12 protein-coding genes are annotated in these 16,299 nt (G+C 55.5%); 11 read left to right on the forward strand and 1 reads right to left on the reverse strand.

Translation table 11 applies throughout. The features are described from left to right. Positions 1-4: 4 nt before the first annotated feature. Entirely contained in the window at positions 5-2,194 is a 2,190-nt protein-coding gene (locus BAA01_15470) for a hypothetical protein (GenBank protein ID OUM86829.1), read from the reverse strand. Between the two features lie 221 nt (positions 2,195-2,415). On the opposite strand from BAA01_15470, the gene BAA01_15475 reads away from it, so the two are divergent. The 11 genes from BAA01_15475 (at position 2,416) to BAA01_15525 (ending at position 16,275) form a co-directional block, all read left to right on the forward strand. Beyond that, the gene (locus tag BAA01_15475; GenBank protein ID OUM86830.1) at positions 2,416-3,573 is read left to right on the forward strand and encodes an acyl-CoA dehydrogenase; all 1,158 of its coding nucleotides are present in this window, start codon (positions 2,416-2,418) and stop codon (positions 3,571-3,573) included. Between the two features lie 47 nt (positions 3,574-3,620). Further along, positions 3,621-4,766, forward strand: coding sequence for a hypothetical protein (locus BAA01_15480; GenBank protein OUM86831.1), 1,146 nt, complete (start codon positions 3,621-3,623; stop codon positions 4,764-4,766). 124 nt (positions 4,767-4,890) lie between these two features. After that, complete coding sequence (locus BAA01_15485; GenBank protein ID OUM86868.1) at positions 4,891-6,432, forward strand: propionyl-CoA carboxylase; 1,542 nt, start codon at positions 4,891-4,893, stop codon at positions 6,430-6,432. 34 nt (positions 6,433-6,466) lie between these two features. Beyond that, the gene (locus BAA01_15490) at positions 6,467-8,062 is read left to right on the forward strand and encodes an AMP-dependent synthetase (GenBank protein OUM86832.1); all 1,596 of its coding nucleotides are present in this window, start codon (positions 6,467-6,469) and stop codon (positions 8,060-8,062) included. Positions 8,063-8,135: 73 nt separating this feature from the next. Beyond that, positions 8,136-9,275 carry a hypothetical protein gene (locus BAA01_15495; GenBank protein ID OUM86833.1) on the forward strand — a complete coding sequence of 380 codons (1,140 nt, stop codon included), beginning with the start codon at positions 8,136-8,138 and terminating at the stop codon, positions 9,273-9,275. An 88-nt stretch (positions 9,276-9,363) separates the two neighbouring features. After that, the gene (locus BAA01_15500; GenBank protein ID OUM86834.1) at positions 9,364-9,885 is read left to right on the forward strand and encodes a hypothetical protein; all 522 of its coding nucleotides are present in this window, start codon (positions 9,364-9,366) and stop codon (positions 9,883-9,885) included. Between the two features lie 2 nt (positions 9,886-9,887). Then, entirely contained in the window at positions 9,888-11,204 is a 1,317-nt protein-coding gene (locus BAA01_15505; GenBank protein OUM86835.1) for a hypothetical protein, read from the forward strand. 110 nt (positions 11,205-11,314) lie between these two features. After that, positions 11,315-12,874: an O-succinylbenzoate-CoA ligase gene (locus BAA01_15510; protein OUM86869.1), complete on the forward strand. Its 1,560-nt coding sequence runs from the start codon at positions 11,315-11,317 to the stop codon at positions 12,872-12,874. Between the two features lie 14 nt (positions 12,875-12,888). Then, positions 12,889-13,653 carry an enoyl-CoA hydratase gene (locus BAA01_15515; GenBank protein ID OUM86836.1) on the forward strand — a complete coding sequence of 255 codons (765 nt, stop codon included), beginning with the start codon at positions 12,889-12,891 and terminating at the stop codon, positions 13,651-13,653. Positions 13,654-13,803: 150 nt separating this feature from the next. After that, complete coding sequence (locus tag BAA01_15520) at positions 13,804-14,985, forward strand: hypothetical protein (GenBank protein ID OUM86837.1); 1,182 nt, start codon at positions 13,804-13,806, stop codon at positions 14,983-14,985. A 30-nt stretch (positions 14,986-15,015) separates the two neighbouring features. After that, positions 15,016-16,275, forward strand: a complete 1,260-nt coding sequence (locus BAA01_15525; protein ID OUM86838.1) for a hypothetical protein — start codon at positions 15,016-15,018, stop codon at positions 16,273-16,275. The last annotated feature ends 24 nt before the right edge of the window (positions 16,276-16,299 follow it).

Below are 16,299 nucleotides of genomic sequence, written 5' to 3' on the forward strand. Positions count from 1 at the left end.
GCATTTACCCGCTGTGGAAACGCACTTCACCCTGAATCTTGTATTTTTTGAGCTTTTGGTATAGGGCCGTGCGGCTGATGCCGAGTTTTTGCGCCGCGAGGCTCCGGTTGCCGCCTGCCTGCTCAAGCGCCTGCAGGATGGCCTGCTTTTCTACATGCGCGAGCAAGTCGCGATGATTGATCGTATGCTGGATGGACGGCTGCAATGGTTCAAAAGATGCCGGTTTGGGCAATCCAGGACTTTGGATCATTTCCTCAGTCCTTTTTTCTTTTTTTGAGGATCTGGAGAAAGAGGGGGAATGGAGTTCCTGTGGAAGGTGACGGGGTTCAATCCAGGAGCCGGAACCAAGATGCATGGCCCGTTCCAGGACGTTTTCCAGTTCACGGACATTTCCAGGCCAGGAATGCGCCTGCAGCAGCTGCAGCGTTTCCGGCGTGATGCCGATGACTTTTTTGTTCATTTTTTGATTTAATTTTTTAATGAAATGCTCGCATAACAGCGGGATATCATCGAGGCGTTCACGCAGCGGCGGAATGGTGATTTGGATGACGTTGATCCGGTAGTAGAGATCCTCCCGAAATTTCCCCTCCTTGACCAACTGCCGCAGGTTTTGATTGGTCGCCGCCACAATCCGCACGTCCACCGCCCTGGTTTTGGTATCCCCGATCCGCTCAAATTCCTGCTCCTGCAAGACACGAAGCAGTTTGGCCTGTAAAGCCGGTGGCATGTCGCCGATTTCGTCGAGAAAAAGCGTGCCCCGGTCGGCCAGTTCAAATTTCCCCGGTTTTCCCCCTTTTCGGGCGCCGGTAAAGGCTCCCTCGACGTAACCAAAAAATTCTGCCTCCAACAATTCGGAAGGAATGGCCGCGCAATTGACCTTAATAAATTTTCCTGTGCGGCCTGATGCCTCGTGAATGGCCTCTGCGAACAGTTCTTTTCCCGTCCCGCTTTCGCCGCAGATGAGGATGGTAGAGAAGCCTTTGGCGGCGAGGTATGCCTCTTTTTTGACGGAATTCATTTGGCCGTTTTGTGAAACGATCCGATCAAAAGCGTTTTCCTTTGTAATCCGGTTCAGTTCTCCCCGATAATACGTGAGTTCGCTTTCCAGTTGTTCCAGCCTGCGGAACACATCTTTCCATTGATCCAGGCGATGAAAAATCAGTTTCGCAATGACCCCTTCCGATCGCCCTGACTGAACGATCGGGTGCAGGGTGATCACGCATTTCTTCCCCGCGATATCGCGGATTTCTCCTTCGATCCGCTCTTTTGCAGCCAGCACTTGTTGAACCGGCAGTTCCGGCGCGATGACAGCGGCAGGCCGGCCAACCACTGCTTCGTATTCAAGTCCATAGAGTTCCAAAAAAGCTGCGTTGACCATCGTGACGATCCCTTGTTCGTCCGTGATCAACACGCCGTCATAGGAGAGGCCCAATGCGCTCTGCAGGGTCCGTTCCAGTTTTTTTGTCGTTTCCAATTCTTTGGCTACCTGTTCAAAACTGGTGATGTCTTTCAGAACAGCCATGGCCCCCGTGATGTTTCCCCATTCCCGCAAAGGGATAAAGGATCCAATGACAGTGGCGTTTTTCAGCAGGATCTTTTTGGATTCCCGAACCTCTCCTTGTTCGATGGTAAGGGAAAAATCCGCATTTAATTCCGGCAAAATCGCTCCGAGCCAGTTGCCGATCACTTCCTCCCGCGGAATGCCGAACAGCGACTCAGCCGCTTGGTTATACGTGATGACCTTGTGTTCCAGGTCTACAGAGAGGACAGCATCCTGCAGGTGTTCCACCAACATGCTGTGCCGAGTGAGGAGCAATTCGGTTTTGTTGAGAAAGCCGCGAATGATGTCTGCTTTCCCCAAAACCCCGACCGCACGTTGCTGTTCATCCAGTACGACACCGTGCGCGACGTTGTTTTCGGTGAGAATTTCCCTTGCTCTTTCGATGGTGGTTTCTTGTGAAAAGCTGACCACTTGTTTCCGAATGGCAGGGGTTACCGGGGAGTCGATGGGCGCTCCGGATAGCAGCGAACGGTAAATCGTATATTTGGTCACGATTCCTTCCAATTTTCCTTCGGAATTGACGACGCAGGCAACGTCCGAGCGGTGTTTCAGAAAGGCTTTCAGACAATCGCGCATCGTATGACGAGGCGTGATGGAGATAAAGTTGGCCGATAAAAAATCTTTTGTTTTCATCGTCAACACCTCCCGGATCAGTGTGTTTCTTGGTTTACAAATGTAAATATAAAATCACTATGTTATCTATTATAAACAGATAGAATAATAATACAAGTAATAAATAACCTATATTAACAGTGTTTTGTATCTTGAGACAAATTGGCATGGCGATTGCTAAGAAAAAGTGACGAAATGTTGGGGTTGATCAGAACGATTGCCGGAAAGGAGTGGAGGACAGCATGCCTTATCCACCTTACTTTACAGAGGAACATGATGCGTTTCGGGAAGAGATCCGTCATTTTTTTGCGACAGAGGTGGCTCCATATGCGCCGCAGTGGGAGGAACAAGGGTATTTTCCGCTATCCATCCTCCGAAGGATGGGAGAGTTAGGGTACTTGGGCTTGAGTTATCCCGTTGAGGTAGGGGGACGTGGCGGAGATTATTTCATGAGCGTCGTGATGGCAGAGGAAAAGGCGCGATGTGGCGCAGGAGGATTCGGCATGGCGATCGCCGTCCAGACCGACATGGCCACCCCGCCGATTTACCAATTTGGCACGCCTGAGCAGATCGAACGCTTTTTGAAACCGGCCATCCGTGGTGAAAAGCTGGCCTGCCTGGGCATTACCGAACCAAACCACGGTTCTGACGTGCAGTCGATCGAGACGCGTGCCTACCGCGACGGGGATGAGTGGGTGATCAACGGCAGCAAGCTGTACATCACAAATGGCCCCCGGGCCGATTTCATTACGTTGGTGGCCCGCACATCCGATGCCCCCGGGTACAAGGGAATCAGCCTGTTTCTTGTCGAACTGGACCGGCCAGGCGTCTCGGTGGCCAAAGTGCTGGACAAGGTGGGAATGCGTTCCTCCGACACGGCGGAATTGGTGTTCGACAATGTGAGAGTTCCGCATGAAAATTTGCTCGGGGAAGAGGGCAAGGGGTTTTACCAGATTATGTGGGAACTGCAGGGAGAGCGGGTGATCAGCGCGGCCGGGTCGGTCGGTTCCGCGCAGTATGCCTTTGAGCTGGCCTGCTCATATGCCCAAGGGAGAGCGGTGGCTGGCAAACCGCTGATCCGGAATCAGGTGATCAGACACATGTTGGCAGAGATGGCGACTGAAATTGAGGCGGTCCGGCAAATGGTGTATGCCACGGCTTACCGGTTTGCACGGAAAGAAGCCACCCCTTGGGAGATTTCGATGGCCAAGCTGGCCGCTTCGCAACTGGCCCACAAGGTGATCGATCAAACGCTGCAAATCCACGGCGGAAACGGCTACACCATGGATTATCCGGTGGAGCGGATGTGGCGCGATTCCCGCCTGCCCCGGATTGGCGCCGGAACAGATGAAATCATGAAAGAGATCATCGCCAAAGGATTGCACATCATTGAAAGATAGTCCTTTGTTGAAAGCGAAACTGCCGAAGATGATTGGAGTTGAGAAGCATGTTTGAGTGGCTGTTTAGGGAAGAACATCAGATTTTTCGCAAAAGCGTCCGGCGGTTCCTGGAGAAGGAAATCGCGCCCCACGTCGCGGAATGGGAGCGCCAGCGCGCCTTGCCTCGTTCCGTGTTCAGGCGCTTTGGGGAAATGGGGTTTCTCGGTTTGGCTGTACCCGAACCGGCAGGCGGTGCTGGTGCCGACCCTGTGGCGGAAGCCATTTTTTACGAAGAGCTGGGGCGTTACGGGACAGGAGGGGTGGCAGGATCTGTCGGTTATCACGCCGGCTGCGCCCTGCCATTGGTGGCTTCATATGGCGGCACGGAGCTAAAGGAGCGGTACCTGCAACCGTCCCTTCTCGGTGAGCAGCTTGGCGGACTGGCTCTGAGTGAACCGGAAAGCGGGTCCGAGCCCGGGAAAATCCGGACGGTTGCCCGGCGGGATGGCGAGGGGTATCGCATCACTGGCGTCAAGAAATTTGTGACCAATGGCGATAGGGCAGATTGGCTGTGCGTCTCAGCGCGGATCGAAGGCCAGGATGAGGTGAGCCTTTTTCTCGTCGACACCCGGGCTGCGGGGGTTGGTCCGAAGCGAAGCTTGCGCACGCTGGGGTGGCGTGCGGCGGGGCTGGCAGAGGTGGAGATGCATGATGTCGCAGTGCCTGCCAGCCATCTGTTAGGCGGAGAGGGCCAGGGCGAAGCGATCCTCGGCCAGTTCGCTCCGCGGGAGCAATTGATGCTGGCGCTTTTCTGCATCGGACTGGCCGACGCGGCGCTGGAGGAAACGATTGCCTACAGCAAGCAGAGAAAGCAGTTCAACCGGACCCTGAACCAGTTTCAGGTCCTGCAGCACAAGATGGTGGATATGGCCGTGGAGAGGGAAAAGGCGCGCCATTTGGCTTACCGGGCTGTCTATCTGCTGCAACAGGGGCAGGAGGCGGTGACCGTAATTTCCATGGCCAAGGCTTACGCCGGCGAAATGATCAAACAGGTGACCGATGCCGGCGTGCAAATCCATGGCGGGATGGGATATATGATGGAAACACCGATTCAAAGATATTGGCGGGATGCCCGGGCGCTGTCCATTGCCGGGGGGACGACACAGTCGGTGAGGGAGAAGCTCGCAGAGAGGCTTCAATTGACAGGGAATTGATGACAGGGGATGAACCAATGGCCGGATGATGGAACGGAGGCCAACCAGAGAAGGAGGTAGCGGGATGGTTCGCGACGATGAGCAACGTGCGAGGAGACGGACGGCAACAGAAGATGCAGCAGATATGACCATTGGAAGCCTGGTCGCTGAACTGGAGGAGAAAAAGGAGCGGATCCGCCGGGAGATGGGAGGGGCGGCCGCCATCGAACGGCAGCATCAACGGGGCAAGCTGACCGCCCGGGAGCGGATATCGTTGTTGTTTGATCCGGGAACTTTTGAGGAAATGGGGATTTTGGATTATCAATTGGGGGGCGACCCGGCGAAAACGGCGGCAGACGGTGTGATCACGGGAACCGGGAAGATCCAGGGCCGTCCTGCCTGTGTGGTGGCGTATGATTTTACGGTGATGGCCGGTTCGATGGGCCGCAGTGGAGGCGTCAAGGCGGCGCGGATGCGGGAGTGGGCGATGAAACACCGGATTCCTCTCATCTGGCTGATCGACTCAGCGGGTGCCCGCATCCAGGAGTCGGCGAATTCCCTCTTTGCCCAAACGGGAGACATCTTTTTTGAACAGGTGATGATGTCCGGCGTGATTCCCCAGGTCTGTGCGGTGATGGGTCCCGGGTTTGCCGGCACCGCGTATATTCCGGCCCTCTCCGACTTCGTGCCGATGGTCAAGGGAACCAGCTTTTTGGGGCTGGGCGGCCCGCCTTTGGTCAAGGCGGCGATTGGAGAGGAGATCAGTGAGGAAGAGCTGGGAGGGAGCCGGATCCACTGCGAGATTTCGGGAGTCGGAGATCTGGAGGTGGAGGATGATGCGGCCTGCATCCAGGCGGTGCGGGATTACCTGAGTTACTTTCCCCTGAATTGTCAGGAGCTGCCGCCTGTCCTCCCCACAGATGATCCGATTGACCGGTCCTGTGAGCGGATCAGTGAATTAGTGCCGTTGGCCACCAACAAGCCGTTCGACATGTTGGAACTTATCCGGGAGATCGTGGATCATGGCCAGGTGTTTGAAATCAAGCCGAAGTGGGCGCGCAACATGATCACAGCGCTCGCCCGGATTGGCGGCCATTCGGTGGGGATCGTCGCCAACCAGCCGAAATGGATGGGAGGAGCCATCGATGTCAACGCTTCGGACAAGGCGGCGAGGTTCATCAATCTCTGTGACGCGTTCAACATTCCGTTGCTGTTTCTGGTCGACACGCCTGCCTTTTTGATCGGATCGGCGGTGGAGAAGGCCGGGATCATCCGGCACGGGGCCAAATTTTTGCACGCCACTGCCTCCGCCACGGTGCCCAAGTTTACGGTCGTCGTGCGCAAGGCGTTTGGCGCCGGATATTACGTGATGAACGGCAGGGCCTATGAGCCGGACCTGTTTGTCGCCTATCCCAACGCCCAAATCAGTTTGATGGGTGCCGAAGGAGCGGTAAACATCATTTTTCGCCGCGAAATCGCGCAGGCAGAAGATCCGGAGGCCCGCCGCAGGGAATTGATCGAAGAGTATCGGCGCCGGATCTCGACAGATATGGTGGCCGGTGCGGCACTTGTGGATGAGATCATCAACCCGGCGGATACCCGTCGCATCCTGGCTTCTGCCCTGGAAAGAACGCGGGGCAAACATGTGGAACGCCCCTGGAAAAGGCGCCCTGTCCTGCCGGTCTAGCTTTCAGTGCAGTCTGAGCGAAAGGAGGGAGCGGATGGTGGTGTCAAATGCAGCATTGGAAAAGAACTTGATTCAGCGCGTCTGCGTGGGGGATATCCCTGCACGTTCCGCCAACCATTTTCCGGATAAGGTGGCGATCATCGACGAAGGGCAGCGATTCACCTATCGGAAGTTTAATGATCTTGTCAATTGCCTGGGAAATGTCTTGCTCCAGCTGGGCGCCAGGCATCAGGACGTGGTGGCTGTCATGTGCCCGAATACCTGGGAGATGCTGGTGAGTTACTTTGCCTGCGCGAAGGCCGGACTGGTCGCCATGCCTGTCAACCTCGGGCTGAAGGCGCATGAGGTGGCCTACTGCTTCCACGATTCGCAGGCGAAAATCCTGATTGCGGATGGTGCCTTTGCGGAGATGATGTCCCGTGTCATTCCGGAGTTGCCGCATTTGCAACACGTGATCTGGACCAGGGTGGAAGGTGAGCTTCCCGCTGTCGGAAAAGCGTCCCACCGGATGGAAACGTTGCTTTCATCCGGTCAGTCCCGGGAAGTGGAAACGTTGATTGATGATCGGGATATCGTCCAGTTGCTGTACACCAGCGGAACCACTTCAAATCCCAAAGGGGTGCTGACAAGCCATGTGGCCGTGACCATTGCGGCGCTTTCATCTGCCTTGCAAAACAAGACGGATCACACCCATGTCACCCTGTCGGTCTTGCCGCTGTTTCATTGTGCGATGCTGAACGCAGGAGCCATTCCCTTGCTGCTCGTCGGCGGCACCCTGGTCCTTGTGAAAAAGTTTGACCCGCTTCGGGTGGCTGAGCTGATTGAGCGGGAACAGGTGACCCATGTGGGATTGCTGCCGATGATGTACCAGGCGATGCTGGATCATCCTGCCACTCGTTCCCGCGTTTTTCCCTCTGTCAAGATGGCGCGGTATGCGATGACGCCCCTTCCGGAGAAGACGTTGCACGAATTGAAAAAGATGTTTCCCAACGCGGATCTGCTGCTGGGTTCCGGGCAGACCGAATTCACCCCGCCGACCACGTACCAGCGGCCGGAACACCAGTTTGTCAAGTCAGCCTCTTGGGGAGTGGCGACCCCGATGGTGCAGATTGAGATCATGGACGAGGAAGGAAATTTGTTGCCCAGGGGTCAAATCGGCGAGATTGTCTATCGCGGGCCGCACGTGATGGAAGGCTACTTGAATCTTCCCGAGCAGACGGCTGAATCGTTCCGTTATGGATGGTTTCATAGCGGCGATTTGGCCTGGATGGACGAAGAGGGGGTGGTGTGGTTCGCGGATCGCAAGAAGGACATGATCAAGACCGGAGGGGAAAATGTGGCCTCCATTGAAGTGGAACGGTTGTTGATGGGACATCCCGCTGTGCAAGAGGCTGCCGTCATCGGCTTGCCGCATCCCTACTGGGGGGAAGCGGTGACCGCCATCGTCATGCGCAAACCGGGAGAAGAAGTGACGGAAGAAGCGCTGATCGCCTATGCCAAGGAACATTTGGCGGGGTTTAAGGTTCCGAAAAGGGTCATCTTCACTGACGAGCTTCCGAAGACCGGCACCGGAAAAATCCAGAAGCATCTGCTGAGGCAGAAATTCCAAGATCTGTACCACGAGACATGACGCCATCGACGGGTTTTCCATCAGATGTTGCAAGAAATGACGAAGACAGAGCGGAAGAAGGGGGAGTGAAAAGATGAGAGGAAGGCAAATCATCGCCAAAATTGGATTATTACTCTGTCTGTTATCGCTTTTATGGGTGAGTGCATGCGGAGGCGGCGGGGAACCTGCCAGTTCCCAGGATAATTCGGGGAAGGATGATAAAAATTCCAACGGACAAGACGGCAATACGTATCGCCTGACGTATAACCTGACTTTTCCGCCCGCGGCCAACGATTGGGAGCCCAAGTATTGGGCGGCAGAGGAATACGCCCGGTTGGTCAAGGAACGGACCAACGGCCGGGTGCAAATTGACGTCTTTTACAGTAACCAGCTGGTTCCGCAAAACGAACTGCTGGACGCCCTCGCTTCCGGCACGGTGGACATGGGAGGCGCTTCTGCCTACTATGGACAGCTGGTTCCGGAGATTGACGCTATCTGGCTGCCCTTCTGGAACAAGGGAGAAGAGCACGCGATGCATGTCATGCGTGAAACCGAGGTCGGGAAAATATTTGAAAAGAGCCTGGAAGATTACGGGGCCAAGGTTTTGTTCTACTGGCCTACTGGGATGTATGCTTTGATGACCAAAGAACCTGTCCAAAGCCTGAAAGACTTGAAAGGAATAAAGATGCGCCTCGCCTTTGGCATTTGGAAGCAGTGGTATGAACAAATGGGCGTGGCCCCTGCCAATGTCGCCGCTGCTGAACAGTATGAAGCGCTGTTGAGAGGGACGATTGACGGCGTGATTTACCCGACCTACACCATTGAAACCTACAAGTTTCACGAAGTGATCGACTATCTGACGGTGCCCGGGTTCATCGATCCCACCTTGTGCTTCACGATGATCAGCAAAGCCAAATGGGATCAACTTCCTTCGGACATCCAGCAGATTTTGCTGGAAGTGGGCCGTGAGATGGAACAGAAAGCTGCCGAAGCTTCCAAGAAATACACCGAAAATGCGATTCAGCTGGCAGAAGAAAAAGGGGTCAAGGTGAATCGCTTAAAGCCTGAGGAGTTTGAAGAATTTAGAAGGTCGGCTGAAGTGGTTTGGGAAGAATTTGCGAAACGTAATTCGAATACGCAGCGAATCGTGGAGATTCTGAAAAAAGATTTGGAGGATTGGGCGAGGGAGAATCCTGCCGCCAAGGAATGGGAGAAACGCTGGTTGGAGCAATGAGGGATCACTGAGAACCCTGATCATGCACGTGAATGGGGAGAATAAGTGGCTGACCAGGTAAGCTGCAAACCGGTTTAGGAGGAAAATGATGAGAACATTCGCTCTGATTATCCGACGGCTCAATGAAGCGATGATGTGGGTGGTTGGTATATTGATTCTGATCATGGGGTTGACGCTTTTCTATGACGTAATGATGCGTTATTTTTTCAAGGCGCCAACGGCCTGGTCTTTTGATTTGGCAGGCTGGTTTACCGGGTTGTCCGCTTTTTTGGCGGGTGGCTACGCGTTGTTGAAAAAGGCTCATATCCGCGTCGATATTTTTTACCAGAAGTTTTCTCCGAGGGTACAGGGGGGGCTGGACGCTCTGACCTCTGTATTCCTCTTTCTCATCGTACTGATCCTGGTTTGGAAAGGCGGGGAGCGAACCCTGCACAACTTGAATATCGGCGCCGTAGCCAACACCGGGCTGAACATCTACATCTGGATCAAGTGGCTGATGGTACCTCTTGGAGGGGTGTTGTTGGGCTTGCAGGCCATCGTGAACCTGGTAGATGATGTATACCTCTTTATCACTGGCAGACATCTCATCGATGTGGCGGAGGATGGTTGATCATGACAGAAGCATGGATGATTGCGCTGATCATGTTTGGTTCACTGCTTTTGTTCCTCGCTTTGGGGGTGCCCATCGCTTTTACGATGGGCGGGCTTTCTCTGATTATCGGCTTTCTTTACTGGGGAGGATTGCCCAGCGTAGAAGCCTTTGTGCTCGGTTCTTTTGGGAAGGTGACCGAGTTTACGCTCACTGCGTTGCCCTTATATATCTTCATGGCTGCCATTCTCCAGTACAGCGACCTGGCGGATGACATGTATGAGGCGGTTTACCGCTGGCTTGGCGGGATACGCGGCGGATTGGCGGCCGGGACGACTTTCATCTCTTCGATTTTTGCCGCGATGGTGGGGATTGCCACCGTGGCGACAGCCACGCTGGGCATGACCGCCCGACCCTCGATGATCAAACGGGGGTATGATGAGAAGATGACCTTGGGCGTGATCATGGCTGGAGGTGCGCTAGGCATTCTCATTCCACCCAGCATCATCATGATCATTTATGCCACGGAGGCGAACGTCTCGGCAGGAGCCATGTTTATAGGCGGCATTCTCCCTGGTATTCTGGCGGCGGTGATCTTTATATTGTACGTGCTGATTCTTTGTTTTCTGAAGCCGGAAAAAGGACCCGCTTTAAGGAAGGAAGAGCGTTACACACTTAAGGAGAAAATCGCTTCACTCAAGTCGGTCATCCTGCCGCTGTTTGTCATTGTGCTGGTTCTCGGAAGCATTTACCTGGGCGTCGCCACGCCGACCGAAGCGGCCGCTGTCGGTGTGGTCGGTGCCCTGATCAGCGCGGCCATCAAGAGGAAGCTGTCCTTGGACAATTTCAAGAAAATGATTGAGATGACGGTCCGGATCAATGCCATGGTGTTCTGGATCATTATCGGGGCGGTTGCTTACTCCCGGATAGTCACAGTCACGGGTGTAGGTGAGTGGTTCGCTTCCTTGATTACAGGCTTGGAGATCAACCGCTGGGTGATTTTGATCGGCATGCAGCTCATCTTCTTCATCTTGGGCATGCTGGTGGATCCGGCCGGGATCATCCTGATGACCGGTCCGCTCTTTTTGCCGGTGGTCACTGAGCTAGGGTTCGATCCGGTATGGTATGGCGTGATGTTCGTCATCAATATGTGCATGGCCTACATGACGCCGCCTTTTGGATTCAATCTGTTTGTCATGCGGGGCGTGGCGCCCGAAGTGCCGATCGGAACCATTTATGCTTCGGTCTGGCCGTTTGTCGGGTTGTATATCTTGGTCTTGGCGTTAGTGATGATTTTTCCGCAACTGGTGTTATGGTTGCCTTCCTTGATGCTGAAATAAGCCTGCGCCGATACCGGGCGTCAAATGGTTTCTGGAAGCAGCATTGGCGACGAAGGACGGAACCCAGCTTTTATCAATACGGATGATGGATGGGGAGGGATGGGCCTGTGTTGGATCTGGGAGGGATTGGCCAATGGATGACAAGGCGGACGGAATTGTCATCCGATAAGGTGGCGTTGATCTTTCATGGCAGTACGTTGACTTATGCGCAATTCAACCGGCGGATAAACCGGCTCGCACACGCCCTGATGAAGAGGGGTGTGAGAAAAGGGGACCGTGTGGCCTGTCTTTTGCACAATTGTCCGGAGTTTCTGGAGACCCTCTTCGCCTGTGCCAAGATCGGGACCATGTTGGTCCCCATCAACTACCGCTTGAGCCCGGAGGAAGTGAAGTTTATCTTGCAGGATTCCGGTTCCCATGTGGTGATATACCACACGACGTTGTCCGGTTTGCTGAAGCCGATCATCCATGACACGGAAGTTCTCCATAAGATTTATCTTCCTTTTCCGCCACAGGAGGCAGTTGCAGATCTTTCGAATGACTTGCCCGCCGCTGAGTCGTATGAAGTCATTCTCCAGTCGGAAGGGGAGAGAGAGCCTTCGCTGCCTGTATCCGAGCATGATCCTCTATTGATCATGTACACCTCAGGCACCACGGGCTTGCCCAAGGGAGCGTTGCTCACCCATCGCAATATCACTTGGAACGCCATCAACAGTTTTCTCAATAAGGATTCCATACAGTCAGACGATGTGATTCTGACTGTCGCTCCTCTCTTTCACATCGGCGGGCTGAGCATTCATACCCTGCCCGCTCTCTACAAAGGAGCGACAGTGGTTCTCCTGGACAAGTTCGATCCCCAAGTCGTGTTGGAAACAGTGCAGGAGTACAAAGTGTCCGTGTTGTTCCTTGTCCCTGCGATGTGGCAGGCGCTGATGAAAGTTCCGGATTTTTCCCGCTACAATCTGTCATCTCTGCGTGATTTGGTTTCGGGAGGGGCGCCGTGTCCGTTGACGGTAATCCAGTTTTTCCAGGAACGCGGGTTCCGATTTTTGGAGGGGTTCGGGATGACCGAAACGGCACCCGGCGTCATGATCCTCACCAGTGAAGATGCGGTCCGCAAAAACGGTTCGGTAGGCCGCCCGTTGATGCACGTGAGGGCGCGTATCGTGGATGAAGAGGACAGGGATGTGCCCCCGGGCGAGGTGGGGGAACTGGTCCTTCAGGGTCCCAACATCTGCGCCGGCTATTGGCACAGGCCGGAAGCCAATGAGGAAGCATTTCGTAACGGCTGGTTTCATACGGGAGATCTGGCCCGGCAGGATGAAGAGGGCTATTTCTACATCGTCGACCGGAAGAAGGACATGCTGATCTCCGGCGGGGAAAACATTTATTCCACAGAGGTGGAACAGGTGCTGTTCCGGCATCCGAAAGTGGCGGATGTGGCGGTCATCGGCATTCCGGATGAGAAGTGGGGTGAGGTGCCGGCGGCCATTGTCGTCCTGAAACCGGGTGCGGGGCAGTTGACGATTGAAGAACTGGCCGCCCACTGTGAAGGGAAGTTGGCCAGATACAAAATTCCGAAAATGTTGAGGATTATTGAAGAGCTGCCCAGAAATGCGACGGGCAAAGTGCTCAAGCGCAAGTTGCGGGAAGAGTTGCAAACGGGATAAAGGAGGATGGCAGATTGTCGATCCTGTTTGAAAAACGTGACGGCATTGCCTATATCACAATCAACCGCCCGGAGGCGATGAATGCCTTGGATCCGGATACCCACCGGCAACTGATGGAGGCTTTTGACGAATACAACCAGGATGACGAGATGCTGGTGGCCATTTTTACCGGAGCGGGAGAGCAGGCCTTTTGCAGCGGTGCCGATCTGAAGAGGTTGATCCCCCGCTTCACGGAAGGGGAGCAGAGGCTGGAGCCCAGCGAAGAGCGGTTTTTTTCCCACATTTACAAGCCGATCATTGCGGCGGTGAACGGGTATTGCCTGGCTGGCGGGTTTGAGATGCTCCTTGGAACCGATATCCGCATCGCGGCGGAGCATGCCACGTTCGGACTGCCGGAAGTGAAGTGGGGCATTGTCCCCTTCGCCGGCGCACATGCCAGGCTGGCCAGGCAAATTCCCTGGGCGTGGGCCATGGAACTGCTGCTGACCGGAAGGCACATTACCGCCAAGGAGGCGCTGGCCATCGGGCTGGTCAACCGCGTGGTGCCAATGGACGACTTGATGCGTACGGCGGAAGAGGTGGCCGAGCGGATCAAGAAAAACGGGCCGCTGGCGGTCCGAACCTGCAAGGAGGCCGTGGTCCGCACATCCGGCATGCCTTTCCAGATGGCTTTTTACCTGGACAGCTACATGTCTGCCCGGGTCCTTTCGTCAGAGGATGCGCGGGAAGGGCCGCGGGCCTTTGCGGAAAAGCGCCCGCCCCGTTTCAAGGGGAGGTAAACAGCCGGCGGGCGGACAGTTGGATATACGATGTACAAAAGATGTACGAAAAAGGATGGTGGCGTTGGCAATGGGCTGGCGGGGGAGAGGGCATGAAAAACATGAAACATGAAAAACATGAAATGCGTGCGAGAGAAGGGAGGTTCTGGAGTGAATTTTCGTCTTACAAAGGAACAGGAGGCTTTCCGGGAAGAGGTGCGCGCCTTTCTGGCGGAGGCCTGGCCAGAAGGGAAGCGCTCATTTTTTCCTGACAATCGCCCGGAAGCGTATCAGGAAGAGGTGCGGTTTCGCAGGCAGATGGGGGAACGGGGATATCTGTCCCTGGCCTGGCCCAAAAAATACGGCGGACAGGAACGGACGCCGATGGAGCAGTTCCTGTTTCACTGGGAGATCGCGTATGCGGGGGCGCCCTTTCCTTCCACCGCCGTCGGTATCGTCGCGCCGACACTGATGCGTTACGGCAGCGAAGAACAGAAGCGCACGTATTTGCCGAAAATTTCCTCAGGCGAGATCGATTTTTGTCTCGGCTACACGGAACCGGAAGCCGGTTCCGATCTGGCTGCGCTCCAGACGCGGGCGGTTCGGGAAGGCGATCATTATGTGGTCAGCGGACAGAAGATCTTCACCAGCGGCGCCCATGAGGCCGAGTATTGCTGGCTGGCGGTCCGCACCGATCCGGATGCGCCGAAGCATCAGGGGATCAGTTTGCTGATCGCTGACATGTCGGCTCCGGGCATTGAGGTCCAACCGCTTTGGACGATGGGGAATCTGCGCACCAACATTGTCTTCTGGGATGAGGTCCGGATTCCTGTCAGCCAGCGGGTAGGAGAGGAAAACAAGGGCTGGTACTACTTGGCCACAGCACTGGACTACGAACGGATTAACCTGTTTCCCGGGCCGGTATCATCCGTTGTCCGGCAATTTGAGCGGTTTGTCCAGGTTTGCACTCAGACGCGCAGAGGCCAACAGCTTCTGAGCCAGGATCCTGGGGTGCGGCGCAGGCTGGTCCGGCTGTCCGCCGAACTGCAGGCGCTGATCCTGCTCAATTTCAAAAACGCCTGGATTGTGGACACAGGCAAGGTGCCCAATGTGGAGGCGTCGGTGTTGAAAGTGTACAACGCCGAATTCCGCCAGAAACTGGCTGATGCGGCGATGGAGGTGCTGGGACCGTATGCCCAGCTGGAGGCCTCTTCCCCATATGCCCTGTCGGAGGGGCTGTGGGAATGGTTGCCCCGGTTCAATGTGTTCATGAGCATTGGCGGCGGTGCCGACGAGATCCAACGGAACATCATCGCCCAGCGGGGTCTGGGATTGCCGAGAAGAGAGGGATAGGCGAGAGGAGTCACAAGGAGGTGGAAAGGGATGGACTTTTCTTTCAGCCAGGACCAGAAGATGCTGCGTTCTGCGGTCCGCCAATGGCTGCAGCAGATCCATTCGCCGGAACAGACGCGGCGGTTGCGGGAGAACCCGGCTGGTTTTGATGAGAAGAGATGGCAAGAGATTGGTTCATTGGGCTGGCTGGGGCTGAACGTGGCGGAGGTGCAGGGTGGTACTGGTGGTTCGACGGTGGATGCGATGATCCTGTTTGAAGAGATGGGGCGGGCTCTTTTTCCCAGTCCATTTTTGTCCCAATGGTTGTCCCTCACCGTGTTGGGTCGTTTCTGTGAGGAACCAAGAAAATCGCCACTTTGGGAGCGTCTGCTAAACGGAGAGGAAATTGTCGCATTTGCCGATTGGGAAGGCGGCAACCTGTGGGACGGGGAGTCCGGGGCATATCGAACCACCATCCATTCCCGGGGTTCGGAGTGGATTCTGACCGGAGAAAAACATTGGGTCCTGGACGGGGCTGTTGCCGATCATCTGTTGGTCACCGCCCGGGGGGATGACGGCCATCCTTGCCTGGTCTTGGTGCCCAATAACGCAGGCGGCGTCGAGGTGATTCCGCTGCAGGATGCCGCGCGGCGCAGGATGGCGGCCATCCGGTTTCATGATGTCGTCCTGAATCAGGAAGCCATGCTCACGACGGGAAAGATGTCCGATCTCATGACGGGAACGATGTCCAATCCGGCTGAGAGCGGGGAGCAGATTTCCTGGGCGCGACTCTGGGGAGAATTCGTGCATCTGGGGGCGCTGGCTGTTTGTGCCGAACTGGTGGGTGCGGGCGCCTTCGTCCTGGAGCAAGCGGTGGAACATGCCAAAAAACGGCACCAGTTTGGGCGGCCCATCGGCAGTTTCCAGGCGATACAGCACAAGTGTGCCGACATGTGGATTCATCTGGAGGCCTCGCGGAACCTGTTGTATTTTGCGGCGGCCAGGTGGGATGAACGGCATCAGGACGCATCGCTGGCGGTGGCACAGGCCAAGATCCTGGTGACGGAGTCGGTTCAGCGTGTGATCCGGGAAGGACATCAGATCTTTGGCGGCCTCGGATACACGGAAGAGCACTGGATGCCGCTGTACTTTCGTTTTGCCAAGGAGGGACGGGCCCTGTTCGGGATGCCGGATGAGTGGGACCGCCGGGCAGCCGAATGCCTCCTGGATGGCCGGTGTTTTCCCGGAAGTTTGTCCTCGAGTTTGTGCTCGGGCAACCATTCAGTGCAGGCCGGCCCGCATGCGATGTGATTGTCGACAAAACCGTGGAGAGGG

It is taken from the genome of Bacillus thermozeamaize (assembly GCA_002159075.1).
Lineage (GTDB): Bacteria > Bacillota > Bacilli > ZCTH02-B2 > ZCTH02-B2 > Bacillus_BB > Bacillus_BB thermozeamaize.